General features: G+C 72.7%; 21 protein-coding genes. 10 read left to right on the forward strand and 11 right to left on the reverse strand.

All coding sequences use genetic code 11. From position 1 onward, the window contains the following. Positions 1–145: 145 nt before the first annotated feature. Positions 146–2,011, reverse strand: coding sequence for a translational GTPase TypA (gene typA, locus ABZ721_RS33540; RefSeq protein ID WP_358792562.1), 1,866 nt, complete (start codon positions 2,009–2,011; stop codon positions 146–148). Between the two features lie 287 nt (positions 2,012–2,298). Then, a complete protein-coding gene (locus ABZ721_RS33545; protein ID WP_358792563.1) occupies positions 2,299–4,269 on the reverse strand; it encodes an ABC transporter family substrate-binding protein in 1,971 nt (656 codons plus the stop codon). Positions 4,270–4,611: 342 nt separating this feature from the next. Between ABZ721_RS33545 and ABZ721_RS33550 the strand changes: the two genes are divergently transcribed. From ABZ721_RS33550 to ABZ721_RS33575, 6 genes are all read left to right on the forward strand, one after another. After that, entirely contained in the window at positions 4,612–4,899 is a 288-nt protein-coding gene (locus tag ABZ721_RS33550) for a hypothetical protein (protein WP_358792564.1), read from the forward strand. Positions 4,900–4,991: 92 nt separating this feature from the next. Continuing rightward, complete coding sequence (locus ABZ721_RS33555; protein ID WP_358792565.1) at positions 4,992–5,834, forward strand: hypothetical protein; 843 nt, start codon at positions 4,992–4,994, stop codon at positions 5,832–5,834. Positions 5,835–5,855: 21 nt separating this feature from the next. Next, the gene (locus tag ABZ721_RS33560; protein WP_358792566.1) at positions 5,856–7,799 is read left to right on the forward strand and encodes a fumarate reductase/succinate dehydrogenase flavoprotein subunit; all 1,944 of its coding nucleotides are present in this window, start codon (positions 5,856–5,858) and stop codon (positions 7,797–7,799) included. Continuing rightward, a complete protein-coding gene (locus ABZ721_RS33565) occupies positions 7,796–8,560 on the forward strand; it encodes a succinate dehydrogenase/fumarate reductase iron-sulfur subunit (protein WP_358792567.1) in 765 nt (254 codons plus the stop codon). Before ABZ721_RS33560 ends, ABZ721_RS33565 begins: the two co-directional genes overlap by 4 nt. 178 nt (positions 8,561–8,738) lie before the next feature. Further along, entirely contained in the window at positions 8,739–10,802 is a 2,064-nt protein-coding gene (locus ABZ721_RS33570; protein ID WP_358792605.1) for a TPM domain-containing protein, read from the forward strand. A 64-nt stretch (positions 10,803–10,866) separates the two neighbouring features. Beyond that, positions 10,867–11,589 carry a PspA/IM30 family protein gene (locus ABZ721_RS33575; RefSeq protein WP_358792568.1) on the forward strand — a complete coding sequence of 241 codons (723 nt, stop codon included), beginning with the start codon at positions 10,867–10,869 and terminating at the stop codon, positions 11,587–11,589. Here the strand turns inward: ABZ721_RS33575 and ABZ721_RS33580 are convergent. The 7 genes from ABZ721_RS33580 to ABZ721_RS33610 form a co-directional block, all read right to left on the reverse strand. Further along, a complete protein-coding gene (locus ABZ721_RS33580; protein ID WP_358792569.1) occupies positions 11,586–14,108 on the reverse strand; it encodes a SpoIIE family protein phosphatase in 2,523 nt (840 codons plus the stop codon). The two genes, ABZ721_RS33575 and ABZ721_RS33580, sit on opposite strands and share 4 nt — an antisense overlap. Before the next feature lie 192 nt (positions 14,109–14,300). After that, positions 14,301–16,790, reverse strand: a complete 2,490-nt coding sequence (locus ABZ721_RS33585) for a SpoIIE family protein phosphatase (protein WP_358792570.1) — start codon at positions 16,788–16,790, stop codon at positions 14,301–14,303. Between the two features lie 152 nt (positions 16,791–16,942). Then, the gene (locus ABZ721_RS33590; protein WP_358792571.1) at positions 16,943–17,341 is read right to left on the reverse strand and encodes a (deoxy)nucleoside triphosphate pyrophosphohydrolase; all 399 of its coding nucleotides are present in this window, start codon (positions 17,339–17,341) and stop codon (positions 16,943–16,945) included. 10 nt (positions 17,342–17,351) lie between these two features. After that, a complete protein-coding gene (locus ABZ721_RS33595; RefSeq protein ID WP_358792572.1) occupies positions 17,352–17,519 on the reverse strand; it encodes an SPOR domain-containing protein in 168 nt (55 codons plus the stop codon). Beyond that, positions 17,516–17,989 (reverse strand): RpiB/LacA/LacB family sugar-phosphate isomerase, encoded by a 474-nt coding sequence (locus ABZ721_RS33600; RefSeq protein ID WP_358792573.1) that lies wholly within the window; start codon positions 17,987–17,989, stop codon positions 17,516–17,518. Before ABZ721_RS33600 ends, ABZ721_RS33595 begins: the two co-directional genes overlap by 4 nt. 323 nt (positions 17,990–18,312) lie before the next feature. Then, positions 18,313–19,065, reverse strand: a complete 753-nt coding sequence (locus ABZ721_RS33605) for a GntR family transcriptional regulator (protein WP_358792574.1) — start codon at positions 19,063–19,065, stop codon at positions 18,313–18,315. A 77-nt stretch (positions 19,066–19,142) separates the two neighbouring features. Beyond that, positions 19,143–20,015: a septum formation family protein gene (locus tag ABZ721_RS33610; RefSeq protein WP_358792575.1), complete on the reverse strand. Its 873-nt coding sequence runs from the start codon at positions 20,013–20,015 to the stop codon at positions 19,143–19,145. 164 nt (positions 20,016–20,179) lie between these two features. On the opposite strand from ABZ721_RS33610, the gene ABZ721_RS33615 reads away from it, so the two are divergent. The 3 genes from ABZ721_RS33615 to ABZ721_RS33625 all read left to right on the forward strand — a co-directional run bounded on the left by ABZ721_RS33615 (position 20,180) and on the right by ABZ721_RS33625 (position 24,318). Then, on the forward strand, positions 20,180–21,544 hold the full coding sequence (locus ABZ721_RS33615) for a glycoside hydrolase family 18 protein (protein WP_358792576.1): 1,365 nt from the start codon (positions 20,180–20,182) through the stop codon (positions 21,542–21,544). 255 nt (positions 21,545–21,799) lie between these two features. Further along, positions 21,800–23,812 (forward strand): SpoIIE family protein phosphatase, encoded by a 2,013-nt coding sequence (locus tag ABZ721_RS33620; protein ID WP_358792577.1) that lies wholly within the window; start codon positions 21,800–21,802, stop codon positions 23,810–23,812. Further along, positions 23,809–24,318, forward strand: coding sequence for an ATP-binding protein (locus ABZ721_RS33625; protein WP_358792578.1), 510 nt, complete (start codon positions 23,809–23,811; stop codon positions 24,316–24,318). The genes ABZ721_RS33620 and ABZ721_RS33625 overlap by 4 nt, the downstream gene beginning before the upstream one ends. Positions 24,319–24,330: 12 nt before the next feature. Here ABZ721_RS33625 and ABZ721_RS33630 read toward each other — a convergent pair whose 3' ends face one another. Next, positions 24,331–25,110 (reverse strand): SDR family oxidoreductase, encoded by a 780-nt coding sequence (locus ABZ721_RS33630; RefSeq protein ID WP_358792579.1) that lies wholly within the window; start codon positions 25,108–25,110, stop codon positions 24,331–24,333. Between the two features lie 170 nt (positions 25,111–25,280). Between ABZ721_RS33630 and ABZ721_RS33635 the strand changes: the two genes are divergently transcribed. Further along, on the forward strand, positions 25,281–25,862 hold the full coding sequence (locus ABZ721_RS33635; RefSeq protein WP_358792580.1) for a Uma2 family endonuclease: 582 nt from the start codon (positions 25,281–25,283) through the stop codon (positions 25,860–25,862). A gap of 67 nt (positions 25,863–25,929) precedes the next feature. Here the strand turns inward: ABZ721_RS33635 and ABZ721_RS33640 are convergent, their stop codons facing one another. Beyond that, the gene (locus ABZ721_RS33640) at positions 25,930–26,652 is read right to left on the reverse strand and encodes a DUF4232 domain-containing protein (RefSeq protein WP_358792581.1); all 723 of its coding nucleotides are present in this window, start codon (positions 26,650–26,652) and stop codon (positions 25,930–25,932) included. Positions 26,653–26,664 lie beyond the last annotated feature (12 nt).

Here is a 26,664-nt window from a genome sequence, read left to right on the forward strand (position 1 = left end):
ATTGTGGCCACGTTGCCGCCTGGGGCAGACCAGTGCATCCGTTGGAATAGAAGCTACGTCGCAGTTGCTCTGCTTCGCCGTTCGTGTCCCCGGACCCCCCTCGTCACCTCGTCACCTCGTCACCCGGAAGTCCGGGCGGAAGGCGTCAGCGCTTGGCGCGGGAGTACGCGCGACCGCGCTCCTTCTGGTCCAGGACGACCTTGCGGATGCGCACGGTCTCCGGGGTGACCTCGATGCACTCGTCCTCGCGGCAGAACTCCAGGGACTGCTCCAGGGAGAGGCGGCGCGGCGGCACCACGTTCTCCGTGTTGTCCGCGGAGGCGGCGCGCATGTTGGTGAGCTTCTTCTCCTTGGTGATGTTCACGTCCATGTCGTCGGAGCGCGAGTTCTCACCGATGATCATGCCCTCGTACACCTCGGTGGTGGCCTCGACGAAGATCACACCGCGCTCCTGGAGGTTGATCATCGCGAACGGCGTCACGACGCCGGCGCGGTCCGCCACCAGGGAGCCGTTGTTACGGGTGCGCAGGTCGCCGAACCACGGCTCGTGGCCCTCGAAGATGCTGTGCGCGATGCCGGTGCCGCGGGTGTCCGTGAGGAACTCCGTACGGAAGCCGATCAGACCGCGGGCGGGGACGACGAACTCCATGCGGACCCAGCCGGAGCCGTGGTTCGTCATGGTCTCCATGCGGCCCTTGCGGGTCGCCATCAGCTGCGTGATCGCGCCGAGGTACTCCTCGGGGCAGTCGATCGTCATGCGCTCGACCGGCTCGTGGACCTTGCCGTCGATCACCTTGGTGACGACCTGCGGCTTGCCGACGGTCAGCTCGAAGCCCTCGCGGCGCATCTGCTCGACGAGGATCGCCAGCGCCAGCTCGCCACGGCCCTGGACCTCCCACGCGTCGGGACGCTCGGTCGGCAGGACGCGGAGCGAGACGTTACCGATGAGCTCCTTGTCCAGCCGGTCCTTCACCTGGCGGGCGGTGACCTTGTGGCCCTTGCCGCCCTTGCCGACCAGCGGCGAGGTGTTGGTACCGATGGTCATGGAGATGGCCGGCTCGTCGACCGTGATGAGCGGCAGCGCGACCGGGTTCTCCAGGTCGGCCAGCGTCTCGCCGATGGTGATGTCCGGGATACCGGCCACGGCGCAGATGTCGCCGGGGCCCGCGACCTCGGCGGGCTTGCGGGTGAGCGCCTCGGTCATCAGCAGCTCGGTGATCTTGACCTGGGTGACCGAGCCGTCCCGCTTCATCCACGCGACCTGCTGGCCCTTGCGGAGCTCGCCCTCCTCGACACGCAGCAGCGCGATGCGGCCGAGGAAGTTGTCGGCGTCCAGGTTGGTGACGTGCGCCTGGAGCGGCGCGCCCTCGGTGTACTCGGGGGCGGGGACCGTCGACAGGATGGTGGAGAAGAACGGCTCCAGCGAGTCGCTGTCCGCGGGGACCGTGCCGTTCTCCGGCTTGGTCAGCGAGGCGACGCCGTCACGGGCACAGGCGTAGACGATCGGGAACTCGATCTGCTCCTCGGTCGCGTCCAGGTCCAGGAAGAGGTCGTAGGTCTCGTTGATGACCTCGTCGATCCGGGAGTCCGGGCGGTCCGTCTTGTTGATGCAGAGGATGACCGGCAGGTTCGCCGTCAGCGCCTTGCGCAGCACGAAGCGGGTCTGCGGCAGCGGGCCCTCGGAGGCGTCCACGAGGAGCACGACCGCGTCGACCATCGACAGGCCTCGCTCGACCTCACCACCGAAGTCGGCGTGGCCGGGGGTGTCGATGATGTTGATCGTGATGACGTCGCCGCCACCCTTGGGGTGGTACTTCACGGCGGTGTTCTTGGCCAGGATCGTGATGCCCTTCTCACGTTCCAGGTCGTTCGAGTCCATCATGCGGTCGTCGAGGTGCTGGTGGGCAGCGAATGCGCCGGCCTGCTTGAGCATGGCGTCGACAAGGGTCGTCTTGCCGTGGTCGACGTGGGCGACAATGGCGACGTTACGAATATCGTGGCGCGTGGACATGCTGCGGCGCTTCTCCCGGGATCGTGGATGGCTGCGCGTTCCGTGTTGACGCACTCGCCCGCCGGGCAGGACAAGCCGCGGCCTTACCCCATGGTACGGGGCTCGCGGCGACTCGGCCGCCCGGGAGAGGTTTGAACGCTGGTATCACGGGTCCGACAAGCGCCCTCAGGAGCCGCCGGGACCGGTGGGGCGGGCGGAAGGACCCGTGGCAGCGGCGGTATCCGGCCGCCTCGCGCCCCCCGGCCCCGGCGGCGGCCCGAACCGGCAAAAACGGTGCGCGCCGGGCGCTACTTGCGGAACCCGATGTCCTGGTATCGGGGGGACTCGAAGCCGAAGGCCCCGACGTTGGCGACGGTGGGGCGCAGCCCGACGATCTCGGGGCGCTGGAAGAGCGGGACGGAGCCGGCCGCGGCCCAGATCCGGGAGTCGGCCCGTGCGGTGAGGTCGCGGGCCGCCTTCGGGTCCAGCTCCGAGCCGGCCCGGTTCAGCAGCTGGTCGATCTGGTCCGTACCGACCCGTGAGTAGTTCTGCTCGACGGTCAGCGACCCGTCGGGGGCGGGCAGCGGCTTGGCGAAGATCGGCCGGTCGTCGGTGGCCGGGTAGGCCGTGCCGGGCCAGGAGTACAGGGCCAGGTCGAAGTCACCGCTCGCGACGTGGTCGTGGAAGAAGCCGGCGTCCGCGACCTTGGCGATCTCGGTGCGGACCCCGATCTTCGACAGCATCGTGGCGATCCGGTTCCCCACGTCCGCCAGCACCGGCGAGGTGGCGGGCAGGACCATGCGCAGGCTCAGCTGCTTGCCGGCCTTGCGCAGCGTGCCGGCGGGCTCGACGACCGTCCCGCCGATGGCGGGGGCCGCGGCGTCGGGGTTGGCCTTCGCCGGAGCCGCCGACGGGGAGGCGGACGGGGACGCGGCCGGTTCGCGGACCGCTCCGGAGCCGGCTTCGGGGGCCGCTGCGGGGGCCGGGTCCAGCGCCGAGGCGTCGTCCTCGGCCGGTCCCTCGGCCCGCGCCTCGCCGGGGCTGCCCGCCTTGCTCCCGGACACGGCCCGCGGCGCGGTGCGCTGCCAGCCCGCGGCGGCGAGCAGCGCCTGGACCTGGCCCGCGTCCGCGGAGCCCAGTGCCGAGCTGTGGTCGGCGTAGCCGTTCTGCGAGGCGAGGACCAGGTGGTTGCCGAGCGGCTCGGCGGGCAGGCCGAGCGGCTTGAGCACGGCGTCGGCGATGGCCTGCCGGTCCACGGCGCGGGCCACCGCCCGGCGGACCCGTTCGTCGGCCAGCGGTCCCGTGCTGCCGTTGAGGGCGAGCTGCGAGTACGCGGCCCCCGGGGCCCGGCGGACGGCGATGGTCTTCGCCTTCTCGGCCTTGCGGACCGAGGCGAGGGCGCCCGGGTCCAGCTCCGCGACGTCCAGCTTCCCGCCGGTCAGCGCGGCGGCGCGGCCGGCGGCGGGCACGGCGGTCAGCACCAGATGGTCGAGCTTGGCGCGCTCGCCCCACCACAGAGGGTTCCTGACCAGGGTGACGTCGCCCGCCGTGCGGTCGACGCTCTTGACCGTGAAGGGTCCGGCGATCGCGGCGAGCGCGGAGCGGGCGCCCTCGTTGAAGGCGTCGGGGGTGCCGGTCACGGTCCGCGGGTACAGCGGCGTGAAGAGCGACTGCCAGTCGGCGTACGGCGCCGCGAAAGTGACCTTCACCTCATGGGCGTCGGCCCCCTGGCTGACGTCGGCGATCCGGTCGTAGCCGGCGTTGCGCGCGCTCCAGTACGCGGAGTTCCGGCCGCTCAGCGCCTTCCACTGCGCGCTGAAGTCGTCGGCGCCGATGGCCCGGCCGTCGCTCCACCGCGCCTTCGCGTTGAGCTTGTAGGAGACGACCTGCCGCGGCTCGTTCTCGACGACGGAGGCGGCGTCCAGGTAGTCCGCGTCCCGCTGCGGGGCGCCGCGGTCGTCGAGCCGGAACATGGCGGGCAGCACGGCGCCCGCGATACGGGCCGAGCCCTCGTCGGCGTCCGCCTGGTAGGCGTTGAGCGTGGCCGGAACGCTGTCGACGGCCCAGCGCATCGTCCCGCCGTCCTTGACGCCCGCGCGGGGCGCGGCGGCGATGTCGGTGCCGGAGACGGTGGGGCCCGCGGACTGGGAGGAGCAGCCGGCGAGAGCGAGCGCGGCAACGCCCGCCAGGGCCGCACCGCGCAGAGCCGGCACGGCGGGCCGCGGGCGGTGCCGGGGCTGGGCCCCGCGTACGGGTGCGGGAATGACGCTGCGGGACATGGTCAGGTACCTCCGCGGGCTCTCCGGCCGCCTTCGGTCCGGCATACGCCGTCGGGACGTGCACCAGTACTACTCGGTTGGCGGTATTTGTCGCTTATCGCACCTACTGAAAGCGACAGGTACCCGCAGGGCCGCGCGACACGGCGCGAAGCGGCCCGCAGGCCACCCGAACGGCGGCGGGAGGCCCTCCCGTCGGCCCGCGGCGCGCGCGGCCGCGGCGCGATCCCCGACCGGGCGCCGATTCCCCGGTACGCGCTCTTCCCAATGGCGCATGTGACGCGCGACACTCGCTTCCGCATGAGCGTCACCAACCGCACCTGCGGCAGAGCTGAGGGCAAATCCATGTCCCTGCAAGACGATCTGACATCCGTTCAGCGCCGGCTGGACGACCTGGTCCGCTGCGTGGGCCGGCTGGAGCAGCACGTCGGGAACAGCCTCGACATGCGTCGTGTACGTGCCGACGCGGACCACCTCCGCGAGAGCCTGACCCTGCTGCGCGAGGCCGCGCCGTCCGCCGCCCCACCGAACGCGGTGGAGATGGTGATCGTGCCCGACACCCCGTACGACCCCGCGCTGTGGTCCGACTGCGAGGACGAGGGCCTGGGATCTCCCCACGGCCACGCGCCGTGACCGCGCACTCCCCGTAACCGCGGGCGCTCAGCACAGCAGCCGGCACCGCAGCCGTCACCGGCTCCCCCTTCCGCTCCCCTCCGGAGTACGCATTGGCCACCGGAACCACCCCGAGCACCGAGTCCGCCGACCGCCCTCCCGCCCGCCACGGCGTCCACACGCCGGGACGCGCGGCCATTCCGACCCGACATCTGCGGACCGACCGGTGGTGGGTTCCGCCCCTGGTGACCGCGCTCGGGCTGGGGGCGTTCGTCGTCTACTCGACCTGGCGCGCGTTCGCGAACGGGGACTACTACGCGGCGCCCTACGTCTCGCCCTTCTACTCCCCGTGCCTGGCCGCGAACTGCGCCGACATGAACGGCGGCGCCGACTGGCACCTGTTCGGGAGCTGGTGGGGGCTCTCCCCGGCCCTGATCGTGCTGATCTTCCCGCTCGGCTTCCGGCTCACCTGCTACTACTACCGCAAGGCGTACTACCGCGGGTTCTGGGCCTCGCCGCCCGCCTGCGCCGTCGCCGAGCCGCACACCACGTACACCGGTGAGACGCGGTTCCCGCTGATCCTGCAGAACATCCACCGGTACTTCTTCTACTTCGCGATCCCGGTCGCCGGGATCCTGACGTACGACGTGGTGCTCAGCTTCCGCGACGCGGACGGCGCCTGGGGCCACGCGGGCCTCGGCACCCTGGTGATGCTGGTGAACATCGTCCTGATCTGGGCGTACACCTTCTCCTGCCACTCCTGCCGGCACATCGTCGGCGGCCGGCTGAAGCACTTCTCGAAGCACCCGGTGCGGTTCCGCCTCTGGGGCTGGGTCGGCCGGCTCAACGCGCACCACATGCTGCTCGCCTGGGTCTCCCTGATCAGCGTGGCGCTCGCGGACTTCTACGTGTACCTCGTCGCCAGCGGCGCCTTCGACGACCCGCGGTTCTTCTGATCGAAAGGGATGCCAACCAGCATGACGCAAGTCGAACGGCACACTTACGACGTGGTCGTCGTCGGCGCGGGCGGGGCAGGTCTGCGCGCCGCCATCGAGGCCCGCGAGCAGGGCATGCGCACGGCGGTCATCTGCAAATCGCTCTTCGGCAAGGCGCACACGGTGATGGCCGAGGGCGGCATCGCGGCCAGCATGGGCAACGCCAACTCCAACGACAACTGGGAGGTGCACTTCCGCGACACCATGCGCGGCGGGAAGTTCCTCAACCAGTGGCGGATGGCCGAACTGCACGCCCGCGAGGCGCCCGACCGGGTCTGGGAGCTGGAGACCTGGGGCGCGCTCTTCGACCGCACCAAGGACGGCCGGATCTCGCAGCGCAACTTCGGCGGCCACGAGTACCCGCGGCTCGCCCACGTCGGCGACCGCACCGGCCTGGAGCTGATCCGCACCCTCCAGCAGAAGATCGTCTCCCTGCAGCAGGAGGACTTCGCCGAGTTCGGCGACTACGAGGCGCGGTTGAAGGTCTTCCAGGAGTGCACGGTCACCCGGGTGCTCAAGGACGGACCGGCGGTCAGCGGGGTGTTCGGCTACATCCGCGAGTCGGGCCGGCTGTTCGTCATCGAGAGCCCGGCCGTGGTGCTGGCGACCGGCGGCATCGGCAAGTCCTTCAAGGTGACCTCCAACTCGTGGGAGTACACCGGCGACGGGCACGCGCTGGCGCTGCTCGCGGGCGCGCCGCTGATCAACATGGAGTTCATCCAGTTCCACCCCACCGGGATGGTCTGGCCGCCGTCCGTCAAGGGCATCCTCGTCACCGAGTCGGTGCGCGGCGACGGCGGGGTGCTGCGCAACAGCGACGGCAAGCGGTTCATGTTCGACTACATCCCGGACGTGTTCAAGGAGAAGTACGCGCAGTCCGAGGAGGAGGCCGACGGCTGGTACGCCGACCCGGCCAAGTTCCGCCGGCCGCCCGAGCTGCTCCCCCGCGACGAGGTGGCCCGCGCCATCAACTCCGAGGTGAAGGCCGGCCGCGGCACCCCGCACGGCGGGGTCTTCCTCGACGTGTCGACGCGGCTGCCCGCCGAGGAGATCAAGCGGCGGCTGCCGTCGATGCACCACCAGTTCAAGGAGCTCGCCGACGTCGACATCACCGCCGAGCCCATGGAGGTCGGCCCGACCTGCCACTACATGATGGGCGGCGTCGACGTGGAGCCCGACACCGCGGCGGCCCGCGGCGTGCCGGGGCTGTACGCGGCGGGCGAGGTGGCCGGCGGCATGCACGGCTCGAACCGGCTGGGCGGCAACTCCCTGTCCGACCTGCTGGTCTTCGGCCGCCGGGCCGGGCTGTACGCCTCGGAGTACGTGGCCGGGCTCGGCACCGGGCGGCCCGCGGTCCCCGAGGACCAGATCGACAGCGCCGCCGCCGAGGCGCTGCGCCCGTTCAGCGCGGAGGCCTCCGACCCGGACCTCCCGCAGGGGCACCCGGCGGAGAACCCGTACACCCTGCACCAGGAGCTGCAGCAGGCCATGAACGACCTGGTCGGCATCATCCGCCGGGCACCGGAGATGCAGGAGGCGCTCGGCCGCCTCGTCGATCTGCGGATGCGCTCGCGGCGGGCCGGCGTCGAGGGCCACCGGCAGTTCAACCCCGGCTGGCACCTGGCGATCGACCTGCGCAACATGCTGCTGGTCAGCGAGTGCGTGGCGCGGGCCGCGCTGGAGCGCACCGAGAGCCGCGGCGGTCACACCCGCGAGGACCACCCCGGCATGGACCGCGCCTGGCGGAAGGTCAACCTCGTCTGCGAGCTGGCCGACCCCAGCGGCGGGCTGGCCGCCGCCGACCCGGAGCGCGGCCAGGTCGAGCTCCGGCACCGCGACATGGACCCGATGCGGGACGACCTCCTCGCCCTGTTCGAGAAGGAAGAACTGCTGAAGTATCTGACGGACGAGGAGCTGGCCCCGTGACGTACACAGCGCACTTCAAGGTGTGGCGGGGCGACCCCGACGGCGGGCAGCTGAACGACTACGAGGTGGAGGTGAACGAGGGCGAGGTCGTCCTCGACATCATCCACCGGCTGCAGGCCACCCAGGCCTCGGACCTCGCGGTCCGCTGGAACTGCAAGGCCGGCAAGTGCGGCTCGTGCAGCGCCGAGATCAACGGGCGGCCGAGCCTGCTGTGCATGACGCGGATGTCGGTCTTCACAGCCGAGGAGACGGTCACCGTCACCCCGATGCGCGCGTTTCCCGTCATCCGGGACCTGGTGACGGACGTGTCCTTCAACTACGCCAAGGCGCGCGAGGTGCCGGCGTTCGTGCCGCCGGCCGGCCTCAAGCCGGGCGAGTACCGGATGCAGCAGCAGGACGTGGAGCGCTCGCAGGAGTTCCGCAAGTGCATCGAGTGCTTCCTGTGCCAGGACACCTGCCACGTGGTCCGCGACCACGAGGAGAACAAGATCGCCTTCTCCGGGCCGCGCTTCCTGATGCGGATCGCCGAGCTGGACATGCACCCGCTCGACGCGGCCGCCGAGGAGGGCCTCGACCGCAAGGTGTCGGCCCAGGACGACCACGGGCTCGGCTACTGCAACATCACCAAGTGCTGCACGGAGGTCTGCCCGGAGCACATCAAGATCACCGACAACGCGCTGATCCCGCTGAAGGAGCGGGCCGTCGACCGGAAGTACGACCCGCTGGTGTGGCTCGGCAGCAAGATCCGCCGGAGGACGTAGCCGGAGGGCTCGGCCGGAAGGCTCGGCCGGACGCGGCCGGAAGGCGCGGCGGCAGCACGCCGTAGGGGCATCCACCGGGCGGCAGCGGTCCGGTCGCGAGGGGTGCAAACCCCGCATACGCTCCCGAAAGGAGCCATGCCGCAGGCGCGTGGCGGATCGGATGCGGCTGATGCGGCGGATGCGGCGACTGGGTGGGATCGTTGCGCTGCTCGGTGCCCTGCTGCTGCCGCTGGGCGCCGGTGCGGCGTACGCCGACGACCCCGTCACGCTGTCGCGCTCCGGCCAGATCACCGACAAGGTCGGTGCGCTGGGCGACCGGAAGCAGCAGGTGGCGACCGCCCTGGAGAAGCTCTACACCGGTCAGCGGATCCAGCTCTTCGTCGCCTACGTGAGCGGCTTCTCCGGGCGCGACGCCCAGGAGTGGGCCAACGCGACCGCGCAGCGCAACGGCCTCGGCCAGAACGACGTGCTGCTGGCGGTCGCGACGCACGACCGGCAGTACGCCGTCTCCGCCGACCAGACGTCCGGGTTCACCCAGAGCCAGCTGGACGAGGTGAACCGCTCGGCGATCGAGCCGGCACTGAAGCAGAACGACTGGGCGGGCGCCGCCATCGGCGCCGCGAACGGGTTCGCGGCCGTGCGCGAGGGGCAGCCGGTCGTGGCGCCCGCGATCACCCCGGGAGCCGAGGACCCGGGCGGCGGCTCGGACGGGAGCGGGGCCGGCGGCCTGTGGGTCCCGGCCGTCGCGATCGGCGGCGCGGGGCTGCTCGCCGTGTTCGCCTTCTCCCGGCGGAAGCGGGGCGCCCCGGACGGTGCGCCGCGGGGCGGCGACTGGGGCCGGGAGGCCGAGAGGCCGCGGCTCACGCCGCTTCCCGAGCTCGACGCCCAGGCCAAGCAGCTGCTGGTGGAGACGGACGACGCCGTCCGCACCAGCCAGGAGGAGCTCGGCTTCGCGGCGGCGCAGTTCGGTGACGAGGCGGCCGAGCCGTTCACCGAGGCGGTCGCGTACGCGCGCGGCGAGCTGACCGCCGCCTTCCGGCTGCGGCAGAAGCTCGACGACGCCTTCCCGGAGGACGAGGCGACCCGGCGGCAGATGCTCGACGAGATCCTGAGCCGCTGCACCCAGGCGAACCGCCGGCTTGACGCCGAGTCGGAGGCCTTCGACCGGCTGCGCGCGCTGGAGTCCAACGCCCCCGAGGCGCTCGCGCGGGCGGAGGCGACCGCGGCGGCGCTCGTCGCGCACGTGACGGCCGCCGAGAGCGCGATCGGCACGCTCGCCCGGACGTACGCGGCCTCGGCCGTCGAACCGGTCACCGCCCATCCGGCGGAGGCCCGCGACCGGCTGGTCTTCGCCGGGACCGCGATCGACGGGGCCCGGCAGGCGATCGACGCGGGCGACACGTCCCGGGCGGCGGTCTTCGTACGGGCCGCCGAAGGCGCCCTCGACCAGGCCGGGACGCTCGCCGAGTCCGTCGTGCGCCGGGCGGAGGAGCTGGAGCAGGCCGACGCCCAGCTCAAGGACGCCCTCACCGAGACCGACACCGACCTGGCCGACGCCAAGGGGCTGCTCGGCGCCCCCGCCGACGGGCCCGCGGCGGCCGATCTGCGCGGCCGCGCGGCCCGCGCCGAGTCCGTCCTCGCCGACGTGCGGCAGGAGCTGGCGGCCGGCCACCACGACCCGATCTCCGGGCTGCGCCGGATCGAGGAGGCGGACGCCGCCCTCGACGCGGCCCTGGCCGGCGCCCGCGAGGGCGCGGTGAACGAGCAGCGGGCCCGCGGCCTGCTCGGCCAGGCCCTGCTGGCGGCCCGCAGCGAGGTGGCCGCGGCCCGGGACGTCATCACCACGCACCGCGGCGCGATCGGCAGCCAGGCCCGCACCCGGCTCGCGGAGGCCGAACGACGGCTGGAGCAGGCCGAGTCGCTCGCCGCCACCGACGCGGCGGGCGCCCTCACCGAGGCGCAGCAGGCCGACCAGCTGGCCCGCCAGGCGCAGCAGTTCGCCCAGCAGGACCTGAGCGGCGGGGGCGGCCTCGGCGGCGGGTTCGGCGGGGGCGGGGGCGGGCGCGGCAGCGGCGGGATGGGCGGAGCCGTGCTGGGCGGCATCATCCTCGGCGGGATCCTGAACGGCGGCGGGGGCGGCGGCTTCGGCGGCGGGGGCGGCGGCTTCGGCGGGGGCGGCGGTCCGGGGAGCTTCGGCGGAGGCGGCACCCGGGGCCGGATGGGCGGCGGCGGCCGCTTCTGACGCTCCTCGACCCTCATCCCCCCACGGGCCCGCAGGCCCGCAGGCCCGAAAGGAACCCCCAGCCATGACGAAGCAGACGATCCTCGGCCGCGTGACCCAGCTCGCGAAGGCCAACATCAACGCGCTCCTCGACCAGGCCGAGGACCCGCAGAAGATGATCGACCAGCTCATCCGCGACTACAGCAACAACATCGCGGAGGCCGAGGAGGCCGTCGCCGCCACCATTGGCAACCTCCGGCTGATGGAGCAGGACCACGAGGAGGACGTGAAGGCCGCCGCGGAGTGGGGCGGCAAGGCCCTCGCCGCCAGCCGGAAGGCCGACGAACTGCGCGCCGCCGGCAGCACCGCGGACGCCGACCGCTTCGACAACCTCGCGAAGGTCGCGCTCGGCCGCCAGGTCGCGTCGGAGAAGGAGGCGACGACCGCCGAGCCGGTCATCGCGAGCCAGACCGAGATCGTCGGCAAGCTCAGGACCGGGCTCGACCAGATGCGGGCCAAGCTGGGCGAGCTGCAGGCCAAGCGGGACTCGCTGGTCGCCCGCGCCAAGTCCGCGCAGGCGCAGAACCGGATGATGGACGTGGCCAGGAACATCGACGTCCTGGACCCGACCAGCGAGCTGGGCCGCTTCGAGGACAAGGTCCGGCGCGAGGAGGCCCGGGCCAAGGGCAAGGAGGAGCTGGCCGCGTCCTCGCTGGACGCCCAGTTCGAGAGCCTCGACAGCCTCTCGGACTCCGCGGAGGTCGACGCCCGGCTCGCCGCCCTCAAGGCCGGCGGCTCCGCCGCCTAATACATGCTCAGCAGCTCGTCCACGGTCGGCTCCCGCCCGGAGCCCGTGCCCGGCAGCGCGAGTTCGAACCAGACGGTCTTCCCGCGGTGGGTGCGGCGGCTGCCCCAGCTCTCGCTGAGCAGGCTGACGAGCTGCAGGCCGCGCCCGCCCTCGTCGGTGTCGCGGGCGCGCCGCCGCCTGGGCTGCACCAGCGCGCCGTCCCAGACCTCGCAGACGAGCGTGCGGTCGCGCAGCAGCCGGAGCCTGATGTCGCCGTCGCCGTGCCGCAGGGCGTTGGTGACCAGTTCGCTGACGAGCAGTTCCGTGGTGTCGACGAGCTCGTCGAGCCCCCAGGACACCAGCCGTTCGCGGGCGTGCTCACGGGCGCGGGCTACGGAGGCGGGGTGCGGCTCCAGCGTCCAGTCCCCGACCGAGTCGGCCGGCAGGCCGTGGACGCGGGCCATCAGCAGGGCGATGTCGTCCTCGCCGTGCGCCGTGTCCAGCGACGCGAGGATGTGGTCGCAGACGTCCTCCAGGGGGCGCTGCGGGTCGTCGAACGCGCCGCGGAGGGCCTCGAGGCCCTCGTCCAGCGGATGGTTGCGGGACTCCACGAGACCGTCGGTGTAGAGGCCGAGCAGCGCGCCGTCCGGAAGCTCGACGTCGACCTCCTCGAAGGGCTCGCCGCCCACCCCGAGCGGCATCCCGGTGGGGATCTCCAGCATGAGCGCGGGCTCGCCGGGCTCCACGACGACGGGCGGCAGGTGGCCGGCGTTGGCGATGGTGCAGCGCCGGGTGACCGCGTCGTACACGGCGTAGACGCAGGTCGCGAGGTAGACCTCGGTGAGGTCCGTGCCACCGCGGTCCTTGCCCCGCCGGCTGCGGGTCTCCGGCGGCGCGCCGAGCCCGCGGGCCACCTCGTCGAGCGCGGTGAGCACCTCGGCCGGCTCCAGGTCGAGCAGGGCCAGCGTCCGTACCGCGGTGCGCAGTTCGCCCATCGCCACGGCGGCGCGCAGGCCCCGGCCCATGACGTCGCCGACGACGAGCGCGGTGCGGTGCCCCGGCAGCTCGATGACGTCGAACCAGTCGCCGCCGACCTCGGTCTCCATGTTGCCCGGCAGGTAGCGGCAGGCGATGTCCAGTCCGGCCGCCTCCGGGTTGCCCGGGGGCAGCAGGCTGCGCTGCAGGATCAGCGCCCGCTCGTGCTCGCGCCGGTACAGCCGCGCGTTGTCGATACAGACCGCGGCGCGCGCGGCCAGCTCCTCGGCGAGCATCCGGTCCCGCTCGGAGAACGGCTCGCTGCCCTTGGCCCGGGAGAACTGCACCAGGCCCAGGACGGTGTCGCGGGCGACCATCGGGACGATCAGCGTGGACTGGACGAGCGCGCCGCCCAGGTCCGGCTCCGGGTCCACCCCGACCATCTGCGTCTGCGCGGTGCGCAGCGCGCTCGCGGGGGCCGAGCTGAACGGGTGGCGGTGGACGGCGCCCACGGGCACCTCGCCGACGCCCCCCTCATCGCCCAGGATCGCGGAGGGCGCGTTCGAGACGGCGCTGGCGAACGCCACCCGGCGCACCTCGCCGCTGCCGTCCGACGTGCCGGAGAGGTCCTCCTCGCCGACCAGCAGCGACTGGTACAGGTCGACGGAGGCCAGGTCGCAGAAGTGCGGCACGGCGACGTCGAGCAGCTCGCGGGCGGTGGTCTCCAGGTCCAGCGAGTTGCCGATCCGCACCCCGGCCTCGTTGAGCAGGGCGAGGTTGCGGCGGGCGTGCGCGGCCTCGCGCTCGGCACGCTGCCGCCCGGTGACGTCCATGGCGAGCCCGGCGACCCCTATCGGCCGCCCGCTGCCGCTGTGCAGCCGGTACAGCGAGATCGACCAGCGCCGCCGGCCGTTCCCCGGCACGGTGCCGACCAGGCCCATGTCCAGCACCGGGTCGCCGCTCTCCAGCACCTGGCGCAGCGCGGCGGTGAGCCGGTCGGCCTCGACGCGGGACAGGAAGTCGTGCGGGCCGCGCCCGCGGTGCTCCTGGGGCGTGCGGCCGAAGACCGTCGCGAACCGCTCGTTGACGCGCAGCAGCCGCAGGTGGGTGTCGAAGAGGACGAAGCCCATCGGGGACTGCCCGAAGACGGCCTGCGAGGCCGCCAGGTCGGTCTCGATCTGGCGCAGCGACGCGACGTCGACGGCGATGCAGAGCGCTCCGCGGTCGGCGGGCATCACGTAGATCTCGGCGATGCCCTCGGTGCCGTCGGCGTCACGGTAGGGGGCGAGCCCTATCCACTCGCGGCCGTCCAGGATCTCGGCCACCCGCTCGTGGCCCCGGTCCCACGTGTCCGGTGGCGCGAACGCGGTGATGGGGTCCTTGCCGAGCGCCTGCGCGGCCGGCACTCCGAAGAACTCGGCGGCCCGGTCGCTCCACTGGTCGATCCGCCCGTCCGGGCCGATCGTGAAGGAGGCGACGCGGATGTAGTCGTAGATCGAACCCGGCGGGCTGGACTGCCAGACCGTGGCCCGGGGAGAAGTGCTCCCACCCCGCTCATCAGACACATCGGCCCCCGCTGGCACGTCGTTCACTAGCCCGACCCCTCCAGCTCAGCACACTTGGACCGGTTTGGAGCCGAGTATTCAGCATCGCGACCGTCCCGCACACGGTCTTGACGATCACAGCATCATCTCGGCTCCCACTCGTTCCCGTTCGCCTCTACTCGCTACCCGGTGGGGAGTGGCTGAACCACTCCATCAGATGCCGGACCCTCCGGGGGGCATCGCGAGCTCGAACCAGACCGTCTTGCCGAGCCGCCCGTGGCGGGTTCCCCAGCGCCGTGAGGCCCGCGCCACGAGCTGCAGACCGCGGCCGCCCTCGTCCTCGGAGGTGGCGACGCGTTCCAGCGGCGGATCGGGCAGCGGGTCGGAGACCTCGACCAGGAGCGAGCCGCCGCGCACCATGCGGACGCCGATCGGGCCGTGCGCGTAGCGCAGGGAGTTGGTGACCAGTTCGCTGACGAGCAGCACCGTCACGTCGGTCAGCGGTTCGAGGTGCCACTCTGCGAGGGTCTCCCGGACGTTGTGGCGGGCGCGGCGTACGGCACTGGGCTCGGCGGGGTAGGTCCACGAGGCGGTGCTGCCCTCGGGGAGGCCGCCGAGCCGTGCCATCAGCAGGGCCACGTCGTCCGGCTCCCGGCCCGGCACCATCGTCGCGAGCAGGTCGTCACAGGCGTCCTCCAGTGAGGAGAGGGGCCGGGACAGCATCGCGGAGAGCCGGTCCAGACCGTCGGTGATGTCCTCGCCGCGGGCCTCGACCAGCCCGTCGGTGTAGAGCACCAGCACCGTGCCGTCCGGCACGTCCAGCTCCACGGACTCGAACTCCACGCCCTCGACGCCGAGCGGCGCCCCCGAGGGCATCTCCAGCAGCGACGCCCCGCACCCCGCGAAGCCGGACGCCTCCCCCGGGTGGACCAGCACCGGCGGCAGGTGGCCGGCCTTGGCCAGGGTGCAGCGCCGGGTGGCGGGGTCGTAGACGGCGTACACGACGGTCGCCATCCACCCCTCGTCCTGGTCCTGCGCCAGGTCGTCGCCGAGATCGTTGACGCGGCGCAGCAGTTCGTGCGGCGGCATGTCGAGTCCGGCCAGGGTCCGGACGGCGGTGCGCAGCCGGCCCATGGTCGCGGCGGCGCCCAGCCCGTGGCCCATCACGTCGCCGATGACGAACGCGACCCTGCCGCCGGCCAGCGGGATGACGTCGAACCAGTCGCCGCCCACCTCGGTGCCGCTACTGCCCGGCACGTACCGGAAGGCGACCTCCACGCCCTGGGGCTGCGGAACGGACTGCGGCAGCAGGCTGCGCTGCAGCATCAGCGCGCCCTCGCGCTCCCGGACGTACAGCCGCGCGTTGTCCAGCCCCGCGCCCGCCCGGTCGGCGAGCTCCATCGCCAGCGCCAGGTCGTCGCGGTCGAACGGATCCCTGCCGTCCGCCCGGCTGACCACCAGCAGCCCCAGCACGACGCCGCGCGCCCGCAGCGGCAGCACCAGCAGCGAGTGGATGCCCAGCTCCATGGTGGCGCGCACCTTGGGGTCGCCGGGGAACGTCGTCTCCAGCAGCTGCTGGTCGTTCTCCACCAGCTGCGGCTGCCCGGTCGTCAGCACCGCGCCGAAGATGGACCGGCGGTTGAAGGTGATGACCGAGCCCAGCTTGATCATCCGGTCCACCTCGGGGCCCTGCCGGATCGCGCCCACGCCCAGCTGCCGCATCGGGGTGCTCTCGCTGTACTGCACCGTCGGCAGCTCCCCGCCGTCGGCGACGGCGCCGTGCAGGATCACCCCCGAGTAGTCGCTGAACCGCGGCACCAGCGCCCGCGCCAGCTCCTCCGCGCACCGGCGCACGTCCAGCAGCCCGCCGATCCGCCCGCCGACGTCGTTGAGCAGCGCCAGCCGGCTGCGCGCCCGCTCGACCTTGTCGGCGGCCTCCTTGCGCTCCGTCACGTCCATCACCGTCGCGCTGATGCCCAGCACGCTGCCCGCCCGGTCCACCAGGCGGTGGTACGAGATGGAGCGGTGGCCGAGGCCGCGCGGGGCCAGCATGATCAGGTCGATGACGGGGCGGCCGGTGGCCAGCACCGCCCGCTGCAACGTGCTGAGCTCGGCGGCGGCCTGCGGGTCGTCGACGATCTCGCCGACGGTCCTGCCGATGTGCTCGGCGGCGGAGAGCCCGTTCATCCGGGCCAGCGCCTCGTTGACCCGGACGTAGCGCAGCTCCGTGTCGAAGACGGCGACGCCCAGCGGTGACGAGTCGTAGAGCGCGTCGAGCGCGGCGAGGTCGTGCTCCAGCGTGCGCAGCCGGCTCGTCTCGGCGACGGAGGCGAGCACGAACGGCCGGCCGTCGCCGTCCACCAGCATCGAGGCGCGCGCCTCGACCTGGACGCTATGGCCGTCGCGGTGGCGCAGCGACAGGATGCCGTCCCAGCGGCCGGTGCGGAGCAGCTCCGCGAGGATGCGCTCGGCGCTGCCGGCGGCATCGCCGAGGTCGAAGAAGCCGCCGACGCGGCGGCCGACGATGTGCTCGCCGGCCCACCCGAGCATCTCCTCCGCCAGGGGGCTCCACAGGAGCACCCGGCCGGACGTGTCCAGCATGACGACGGCCACCCGCAGCGTGTCCAGCAACGTCCCCGGCGCACCGGCGGCCTGCGGCCCCCCGTGCCCCTGCGCCCCCACCGCCTCATCGCTGCTGCTCAAGCCGTCCACATCGTCCCTGACCGTGTCGGGCCGGATCGCCCGGCTATGAAGAGGGATCAACCCCCACATACCCGATATCTCCCCGTCTGTACCGTGCGACGGGGGGTGACGGCCCGATCAAACGGGGGACGTGGCCTGCCGGCCGGGAGGCCTCAGCCGGAGGCGAGGAGGTGGGCGGCGGTCCAGGCGACCGCCGGGCGGTCCTGGTTGAGCCAGTCGACGTCCTGCACACGGTCGGGCGACAGCCACCGCAGCTCGTCGTGGTCCTCCAGCGGCAGCGGCGTGCCGGACACGAGCCGCGCCGTCCACGCGTGCAGGACCAGCCCGGCGCTCAGCGGCCACTCCCCGGGGATCCGGGCGATCGGCTCGACCTCGACGCCCAGCTCCTCGCGCAGCTCCCGCACCAGCGCCTGCTGATGGGTCTCGCCCGGCTCGACCTTGCCGCCCGGCAGCTCCCAGCGCCCGGCGAGCGCGGGCGGCGCGCTGCGGCGGGCGGCGAGCAGCCGCCCCTGGTCCAGTACGGCTCCGCCCACGACCACGCGCAATGTCATGCGCGGAACCCTACGACGCCTGGCGGTCTATCCGCTCGACGAGGTACAGCTGCTTGTGGCCGCGCGAGTCCAGCATCTCGGAGACGCGTTCGGCCTCCTCGCGCGTCGCGTAGCGGCCCACGCGGTAGCGGTTGCCGTTGTCGTCCTGGCGTACGACGACCCAGGGAAGATCGGTCATCGGACCCTCTCCTCGACGAGACCCCCGTCGTGAACCCCGATGGAGTCGACGTGCTCGATGTTGGCGCGGACGTCCGCCTCGCCGCCCGGGACGGCGTCGAACCACGCGTCCAGGATCTCGGAGAGCACCGCCCCGCTGGTCAGCCGCAGGCTGAGCGCCAGCACGTTGGCGTCGTTCCACTTGCGCGCGCCACGTGCCGTGTAGGCGTCGCCGCACAGGGCCGCGCGCACGCCGGCCACCTTGTTGGCGGCGATGGAGGCGCCCGTGCCCGTCCAGCAGCAGACCACGGCCTGCTCGGTACGGCCTGCCGCGACTTCGCGCGCGGCGGCCTCGGAGCTCCAGGCCCAGTCCTTGCGATCTCCGGCCCGCAGCGCGCCGAAAGCGAGCACGGTGTGGCCACGCCGGCGCAGCTCGTCGACGACCAGCCGCGCCACCGGTTCGTCCATGTCCGAGGAAACGGCAATCCGCATATGCCCGACACTACGCCCGCGCGTCACCGCTCGGGTGCGGGTTGCCAGGAAGAGGTAGCGATTCGGCCAACTGTGCGACTGGATGAGCTGGTTCGGACCGTGAGCAGTGACATCGGGACCGGTTCACGGGCACTCGTGCGCACCCGGCGGACCCGCGAGCCGTCACACGCGCCACTCCAACCCCGGGACCATTGACCGGATTCGACCGTTCCGGCAGGCCGGTCGGTCCCGCCGCCCGGCGGCGGGACCGATCACTCCGGCGGTCGCGCCACCGATCACTCCGGCGGTCGCGCCACCGATCACTTCACCGGTCGCGCCTTGGGTCACTTCACCGGCAGGTGGTACGCCACGCGGTACCGCTCGGCCGGCACGATGATGTTCGCGGTCTCCACGGGGCGGCCCGAGGCGTAGTAGGTCCGCCTGATCTCCATCACGATGTGGCCGGGCACCCCGCCGAGCGCCGCCGTCTCGTCCGCGAGACCGGGCCGCGCGCCGACCTCCTCGACCATGTTGTCGACCACGAAGTCGATGCCCGCCATCCGCTCGACCACGCCCTGGCCGCCGAGCGGCCCCTCCTCCGGCAGCATCACCGGGGTGCGCCCGGTGACCGCCAGCGGCTCCCACGAGGTGGCGATCATCATCGGCTCGCCGTCGGTCCGGTACAGGTAGCGCGTGCGCATCACGCGGTCGCCCGGCTCGATCCGCAGCCGCTCGGCCACCGGCTGCGTCGCCAGGTCCTGGTTGCTGGTCGACTCCCAGGTGCCCTTGACGCCCTCGTCGCCCTGCTCCTGGCGGAAGGGGCTGGGCGGGCTCGCGGGCCGGTAGCCGGAGCGGATGATGCGGCGCGGTTCGGTGCGCTCGCGCACGTACGTCCCCGAGCCGGAGCGCCCCTCGACGAAACCCTCGGCCATCAGCACCTTGCGGGCCTCCAGCGCGACCGTGTCGGACACCCCGTACTCGGTACGGATGCGTGCCTGGGAGGGCAGCCGGGTGTGCGGCGCGAGCGTCCCGTCGAGGATCTTCTGGCGCAGGTCGTCGGCCACACGAAGGTATGCGGGCTGCTCACCGAAAGGCACGGTGCCCCTCCCTCAGGTTGACTATCTGCGACAGCTTGACAACCCTGGGTGGTTGACCGCAAGCCATGCCCAGAGGTTTACGCGCTGGCGCCGGAGTCCCCCGAGGACGACTTGACCGAGCCGGTCATCTTCCGGCCGCTGTCGCCGAAGAAGCAGGTCACCCCGCGGTCGCCCCTGGTCCACGCGCTCTTGCGCGGCAGCGAGTAGTAGATGTCGAGCTCGTCCACCGACCGGTCGGAGCCGTCGAGGTACTCGTCCGCGAGGGCGTCGCACTTGCCTTCGGCCATCGTCCGCACCGCGTCGTCACCGGGGTACGACCCGGACCCGTCCGAGAGGGACGTGACGCCGAAGGTCTCCGCGTCGTGCGCCTCGGAGCACGGCACCACGTCGACGCCCCGGGACTCGCCGCTCGACCCGCTGAGCGAGTCGCCGCGGAGGTTGAAGCACTGCCCCGTCCGCAGGTCGGCCGTGCGCGTGCCGCTGTCCAGCGCGCCCGACACCCCGAGGACGATCATCACGACGACGAAGAGCGTCGCCACGCCGGAGACCGCGACCCCGGCGATCGCCAGCGCCTTGCCCTGCTGCCCGCGCTTGCGGATCTGGGAGAGCGCGATGATGCCGAACACCACGCCGAGGACCGGGACGCAGCTCATCGCCAGCACGAAGGACGCGATGGCCATGCCGTTCATCGACGGCGCGGGCGGCGGCGGGTACCAGTACTGCCCGTACGGCGGCGGGTACGACCCCTGCGGCGGGAACGGCGGCTGCCCGTACGGGGCCTGGCCGCCGTACGAGGCCTGGTCGCCGTACGGGGCCTGTCCCCAGTGCGGCCCCTGCGGTCCGGTCGGGGGCTGCGGGTACGACGGCAGGCCCGGGGCGTGCGCGTCCGGCTCGGGCGGCCGGCCCTCGGGCCGGTCGTCCGACGGGGGCTGGGGCGGGGGTATGTCCACCCCGGGATCCTACGGACTCCGCGGAACCTCGCCGTACCCCCTTGACCATATTGGTCTAGGCCAATACTTTCCTGTTCTGCGCATCTCGCGCATCTGCGCACCGCCGCACGAACTCCCCGCACAGCACGGCTTACATTCCCGGCTCACGCACAGGAAAGAGCCCCATGCGTCGAAGAATGATCGGCAGGCTGGCCGTCGCCGCCTGCTCCCTCTCCCTGGTGGTCGGACTGCCCGCGCTCACCACCGCGGCCAGCGCCCACCAGCCCGGGCACCAGCAGGGCCACCCGCAGGGATCCGAGTACAAGCGGGTCGGCTACTTCACCCAGTGGGGCGTCTACGGGCGCAACTACCAGGTCAAGAACCTGCAGACCAGCGGCACCGCCGCCAAGCTGACCCACCTCAACTACGCCTTCGCCAACATCGGCACCGACGGCAAGTGCTTCGAGGCGAACGTTCCCGGCCAGGGCGACGCCTGGGCCGACTACCAGCGGCCGCTCGACGCCGCGAGTTCCGTGGACGGCACCGCCGACACCGCGGAGCAGGCGCTGGCGGGCAACTTCAACCAGCTGCGCGAGCTGAAGAAGGCCAATCCGCGCCTCAAGGCGATGATCTCGATCGGCGGCTGGGGCTGGTCCAAGAACTTCTCCGACGCCGCGCTCACGCCCGCCTCGCGGAGCGCCCTCGTCGCGTCTTGCGTGGACATCTTCATCAAGGGCAACCTGCCGCTGCTCGACGGCAAGGGCGGCCCCGGCTCCGCCTCGGGCCTGTTCGACGGCATCGACATCGACTGGGAGTGGCCGGCCTCCTCCGGCGACGCCGGCACCGTCTACCGCCCCGAGGACAAGCGGAACTTCACGGCGCTCACCGCCGAGTTCCGCCGCCAGCTCGACGCGTACGGCCGCCAGCAGCACCGGCACTACGACCTGTCGGCGTTCCTCCCGGCCGCCCCGGCCAAGATCGACGCCGGTTTCGAGGCCCGCAAGATCTTCAAGTACCTGGACTTCGGCACCGTCCAGGGGTACGACTTCCACGGGCCCTACGAGGCCACCACCAACCAGCAGTCGGCGCTGACCACTCCCCGGAACTCACCCGTTCCCAACGAGTTCAGCGACGCGCAGGCCGTCGGTGACTGGCTGAAGCGCGGCGCGCCCGCCCGGCAGCTCGTGCTCGGCGTGCCCTTCTACGGCCAGGGCTGGACGGGCGTGCCCGACGGCGGCACGCACGGCCTGTACCAACCCTCCACCGGCCCCGCCCCGGCCACGTGGTCGCCGGGCAACGAGGACTACCACGCCCTCAAGGCGCTGGCCGCCTCCGGCACCTACAAGGTGTACCGCGACACCCGCAACGGCTTCGCGTGGCTCTACGACGGCACCAACTTCTGGACCTACGACGACCCGCAGGTCCTCAAGGCGAAGACGTCCTGGATCCGCGCCCACGGGCTGGGCGGCGCCATGATCTGGTCCCTGGACGGCGACACGGCCGACGGCGAACTGATCACGGCCATCGACCGCGGCCTCAGCCACCGCTGAGCGGCACCACGCCGACACCACCTGGCTCGCCGTCCGGTCCGCCGCCCTCACCGGCGGCGGACCGGGCGGCGCTCCCCTTTACACTCCCCTTGCTTCTGCGTCAAGGCTGTTGGCAATTTCGCTCGCGCGCGATACGAGCTGCGTTACGTTGAGTTAATGACAGCTCACCCAGCGCGCACCGGGTCAGCGGGCGCGACCGTCCAGCCCCGGAGCAGCGGGGCGACGCGGGCCGCCACCGGCCCTGGATCCTGGGACTTGGCCGAATTCCACCAGGAACTGAGCGCCCTCAGCGAGCGGATCTCCGATCTGCGCGGCCGCCGCGACGGCCGACCGGCGAACCTGCTGGGCGCACTCGGCCTGGCCCTCGCCGAACTCGACCGGGCCGAGGACGAGTTGCGGAGCTGCGTGGAGGAGCTGCTCGCGCACGGCGAGCGCATCGCCCAGCGGGTCGAGGGCGCCGACCGCGAGTGGCAGCTGCTCAACACCACCTTCCGCGAGCTGCCCGTCCCGGTTCTCCTGCTCCGCCCCGAGGGCGTCATCCACCGCGCCAACGACGAGGCCGCGCGGCTGCTCGGCGGCGACGGCGAGCGGCTGGCGGGCCAGCCGCTCGCGGCGCGGGTCCGGTCGGGGCACCGGCGGGCGTTCCGGTCGGCGCTCGCCGCCGCGCAGCGCGGCGCCCGGCAGGGACCGGTGCCGCTGCTGCTCACCGGCAGCGCCGGGGAGAACGCGGTGCGGGTCCGGCTGGCCCGGCTGCGGACCCCGCCCGGCGCCCGCCCGCTGATCTCCGCCGTCGTCCTGGCGCCGGACTCCTCCGCGTTCGACGGCGGCCCCGACCCGGGCGCCGACACGAACGGCACCCCGCACGGGGCCGCGCACGGCGCCGGCGCCGTGCGGCGGGCGATCTCCGCCCTGAACCGCACCAGCGGCCGGGAGCGGGACGCGGACGCGGCGGCGCAGCGGGACGAAGCCGGTGGGCCGGGCGGCGCGGCAGGGGGCGAGGCGGCCGAGGCCGTGCGGCGGTTGGACATCGTCTGCAGGATGACGCGGCTGCTGATCGGCGAGCCGCCGCGGCCCGGTCCCGGCCTGCTCGAACAGGCGACCAGCCTGCTGGCCGACGAGTTCTCCGCGCGGGTCATCTGCTACCTCGCCAGGACCGGCACGCCGCACCAGGTCGCCGCGATGCCCGCGGACGCGCCCCGGTACGCCCGTCCGGCGCGCGGCTCCGGGGCGGGCACGAAGGCCGCCTGCGAGGCGTCGACGGCCACCGCGCAGCGCGTGGCCCGCGCCGTCGTCGCCTCGGGCACCGCCCTGCTGGAGCCGGCACCCCCGGTGGGCGGCACCGCCCCGCGCGCCCTGGGCCCCGTTCTGGGCGTGCCGCTGGGCGACGGACCCGAGACGCTGGGGGCGCTGGTGCTGCTGCGCTGCGGCGACTCCCCGGGCTTCACCGTCCCCGACCTCGGTCTGCTGGAGGAGCTGGGGCGGCATCTCGCGATGGCGCTGCTCGCGGAACGGGACCACCGCCGCCAGGAGAGCGCGGCGCAGGTGCTCCAGTTCAGCCTGCTCCCGTCCGAGCTGCCGGAGATCCCGTTCACCGAGGTGGCCGGCCGCTACCGGCCGCCGGGCGGCGGCCCGCAGGTGGGCGGCGACTTCTACGACGCCTTCGCCGCGCTCGACGGCTGGGGGCTGGTCGTCGGCGACGTCTGCGGGAAGGGCGCCGAGGCCGCCTCCGTCACGGCCGCCGTGCGGCACGGCATCCGCACGCTGAGCGTCTGGGAGGAGCGTCCGGACGTGGTGCTGGAGAAGGTCAACCACGCGATGGCCGTGCAGCATCCGACCGACCGGTTCGTGACCGCGGCCTTCGCCCATGTCCGGGCGGAGCGGGGCCACGCCCGGGTGCGGCTGGCCAGCGCCGGGCACCTGCCCGCGGCGGTGCTGCGGGCCGACGGCACGGTCGGGCTGGCCCGCGGCGGCGGCCGGCCGCTCGGGCTGTGCGAGTCGATCGACGCCGGGGTCGAGGAACTGGTCCTGGAGGGCGGCGACGTCCTGCTGATGTACTCGGACGGCGTCACCGAGGCCCGTGACCCCGACCGGGCGTTCTTCGACGACGACCGGCTGCTCAGCGCCCTGGCCGGGGCACGGGGCCTGGCCGCGGAGGCGGTGGTGAGCGCCGTCGAGCAGCAGGTCGTGGAATTCGCCGGCGGCTCCCCCCAGGACGATCTGACGCTGCTCGCTCTGCGGGTGGTCCCACAGAAAGAGGACCTCTCATGACGCGGCAACCAGGCGCATTCGGCCGGGACGCACTCCCAGCCGCCGGACCCGTCCTGGCGGCACAGGCGGTCCCGGTCCCGGCCCCCGCCGCTCCCCCGGCCGCCCCGGCCACCGCCCCGCCGGGAACGGCCTTCCGCACCTTCCCCGGAACCCCGGTCCAGGTCTCCGTCGCGCGCCGCTACGTCACCCAGATCCTCGCGGATCCGGTCTACGGCCACGTCGTCGACGACGCCGTGCTCCTGGTGAGCGAACTGGTGAGCAACGCGATCCTGCACACCCGGTCGGGTGAACCGCTGGGCGGCTTCACCGTGGAACTGGGCTTCCACGCCGACACCCTGCGCATCGCCGTCCACGACCAGGGCAGCCGCGAGATCCCGCGGGTGCTGAACGGCAGCGGCGAGGGCGGACGCGGCCTCGGCCTCGTCCAGGTCCTCGCCACCACCTGGGGCATCACGGGCGGCCCGGCCGGCCGCACCGTCTGGTTCGAGCTGGCCCTGCGGCCGTGACGCCCCGGTCCGTCAGCGGGCGGTGAACCCGCCGTCCACCGCCAGTGCGGCGCCGGTGATGAACGACGCCTCGTCGCTCAGCAGGAACGCGGCGAACGCGGCGATCTCCTCGGGCCGCGCGATCCGCCCCAGCGGATGCATCGCGGCGATGGCCGCCGCCCCCTCCGGGGTGGCCGTCATGGTGGCCCGGGAGAGCGGGGTGTCCACACCCCCGGTGACCAGCGCGTTGACCCGCACCCCCTGCTCCGCGCCCTCCAACGCCACCGCCCGCGTCAGCCCGACGACCCCATGCTTGGCCGCCACGTACGGCGAGACGCCGGCCATTCCCACCACACCGAGGTTGGAGGCGTTGTTGACGATCGATCCCCCGCCGGCCGCGACAATCGCCGGCATCTGGTATTTGAGCCCGTAGAAAACGCTCGTCAGGCTCTGCTCGATATCGGCCCGCCACCCGTCCGCCGTAACGGACTCCACGGGACCGAAGGAGTTCAATCCGCCCGCATTGTTGAAAGCGCCGTCCAACCGCCCGAATTCCGCGACCGCGACCTCCACCACCCGGGCGGCGTCCGCCTCGACGGTGACATCGGCCCCCACGAACACCGCCAGCCCCCCAGCAGCACGTATCCCCGCAACGACGTCCTCCCCCACATCCTTCCGCCGCGCAGCGATCACCACGGCCCCACCCTCGGAGGCGACGCGTTCCGCGACCGCCTTCCCCATTCCGGAATTTCCCCCGGTGACGACAATTACCTTGTTCTCAAAACGAGATGCCATGCCATGATCCTGCGCCACCACCTCCCCCACATCCGGCGGAAATCAGACGTCGAATCCAGCGGCCCCAATGGTCCTCGTAGCGCTCGCGGGTAAAACCGTCACTGTCCTGCTTCGGCAGATCCCCCGTCCGGGGCTGCGCGCTCGGCCACCTCGTGGCCCGGCCCCGCGCGAGTCGCTACGGTTGGGGCATGACCGCTCTACCCGACTGGATGCGCCCGCCTCGTCCCGAGGGTTGGTTCTCGGAGGACCTGGACCGTCTCCCGGATGCGCCGCGCCACACCGAGTTGATCGACGGAGCCCTCGTTTTCATGATGTCCCCGCAGCGGTGGTGGCACGGCCACCTCGTCACCATGCTCACCGTCGCTCTCATGGAGCAGGCACCCGCTGACACCCGGGTAAGCCGCGAGATGGCCATAAAGCTCGATCAGCGCAACCGGCCCGAACCCGACCTGCTGGTGACGACGGCTGACTACGACGGCGACCGCACCTGGTTCGCACCGGACGAAGTGCGGCTCGTCATCGAGGTCGTCTCCCCCGAGTCCGCCCATCGGGACCGCACGGTCAAGCTCCGCAAGTACGCCGAGGCCGGCATCCCGCACTACTGGTGCGTCGAGGACGAGGGCGGGGCGCCCGTGGTCCACGTCTATGAGCTCGACGAGCCGACCCGGTCCTACGCGCCCGCCGGCATCTTCCGGGAAGCGCTCAAGCGGTCCTTGCCCTTCGAGATCAGCCTCGACCTGCGGAAGCTCGTTCCGCGCCAACGGGGCTGACCCTCGAAGTGCCCCGTCCGCACGGAGCGAGGACGGGGCCGGAGGCGGTGGGTTTCCGCAACGTGGCTCAGAACTCGTCGGCGCCGTTGCGGAGTTCGTAGGTCCAGTAGCCGGTCTTCGCGGCGGCCTCGTCGACCGAGAGGCCGCCTGCCGGGGCGGTGACGACGACGCTGCCCTCGGCGGGGCCGTCGGCGGCGAAGAGGTTGACGTTGAAGCTGCGGACGACCTTGTTGTTCTCGTGCGCGCCGCCGAGGCCGACGCGGACGTTCGCGTAGGCCGGGGCGCCGGCCTGCAGGACGATCGCGGTCGCCGGCTTGCTCTTCGCGACGGCCGGGATGTCCTTGGCGGTCTGGATGTCGCCGAAGGCGAGCAGCGGGTACTGGAGGAGGCGGCAGGAGTGGCCGGAGGTGTTCTTGGCGGTCAGGACGATGTGCTCGGTGGGCGTCTCGTCCGCCTTCGCCGCCGTGATCCTGACGTCCTTGTAGCCGCAGGCGGGGACCTTGGAGGAGTCCGCCCCGCCGGTCGAGTTCTTGCCGCTGCCGCCCGAGGTGGACGTCTTGCCCTTGGAGGCCGCCGGGTCCGCCACCTTCGTGCCGCCCGTGCCAGCCGTGCCGCCCGTGCCAGCCGTGTCGGACGCCGGCTGCGAGGCGGCGGCCGAGGGGGCCTTCGCGGCGCCCGGGCTCTCGGCGGACTTCGCGTCGGTGCCACCGCCGCCGCAGGCGGTCAGCCCGAGCGAGAGGGTGGCGGCGACAACGGCGGCGGCGATGGTGTTCTTGCGGTGGATACGCACGGTGGATCTCCC

The organism is Streptomyces sp. NPDC006733 (assembly GCF_040636125.1).
Lineage (GTDB): Bacteria > Actinomycetota > Actinomycetes > Streptomycetales > Streptomycetaceae > Actinacidiphila.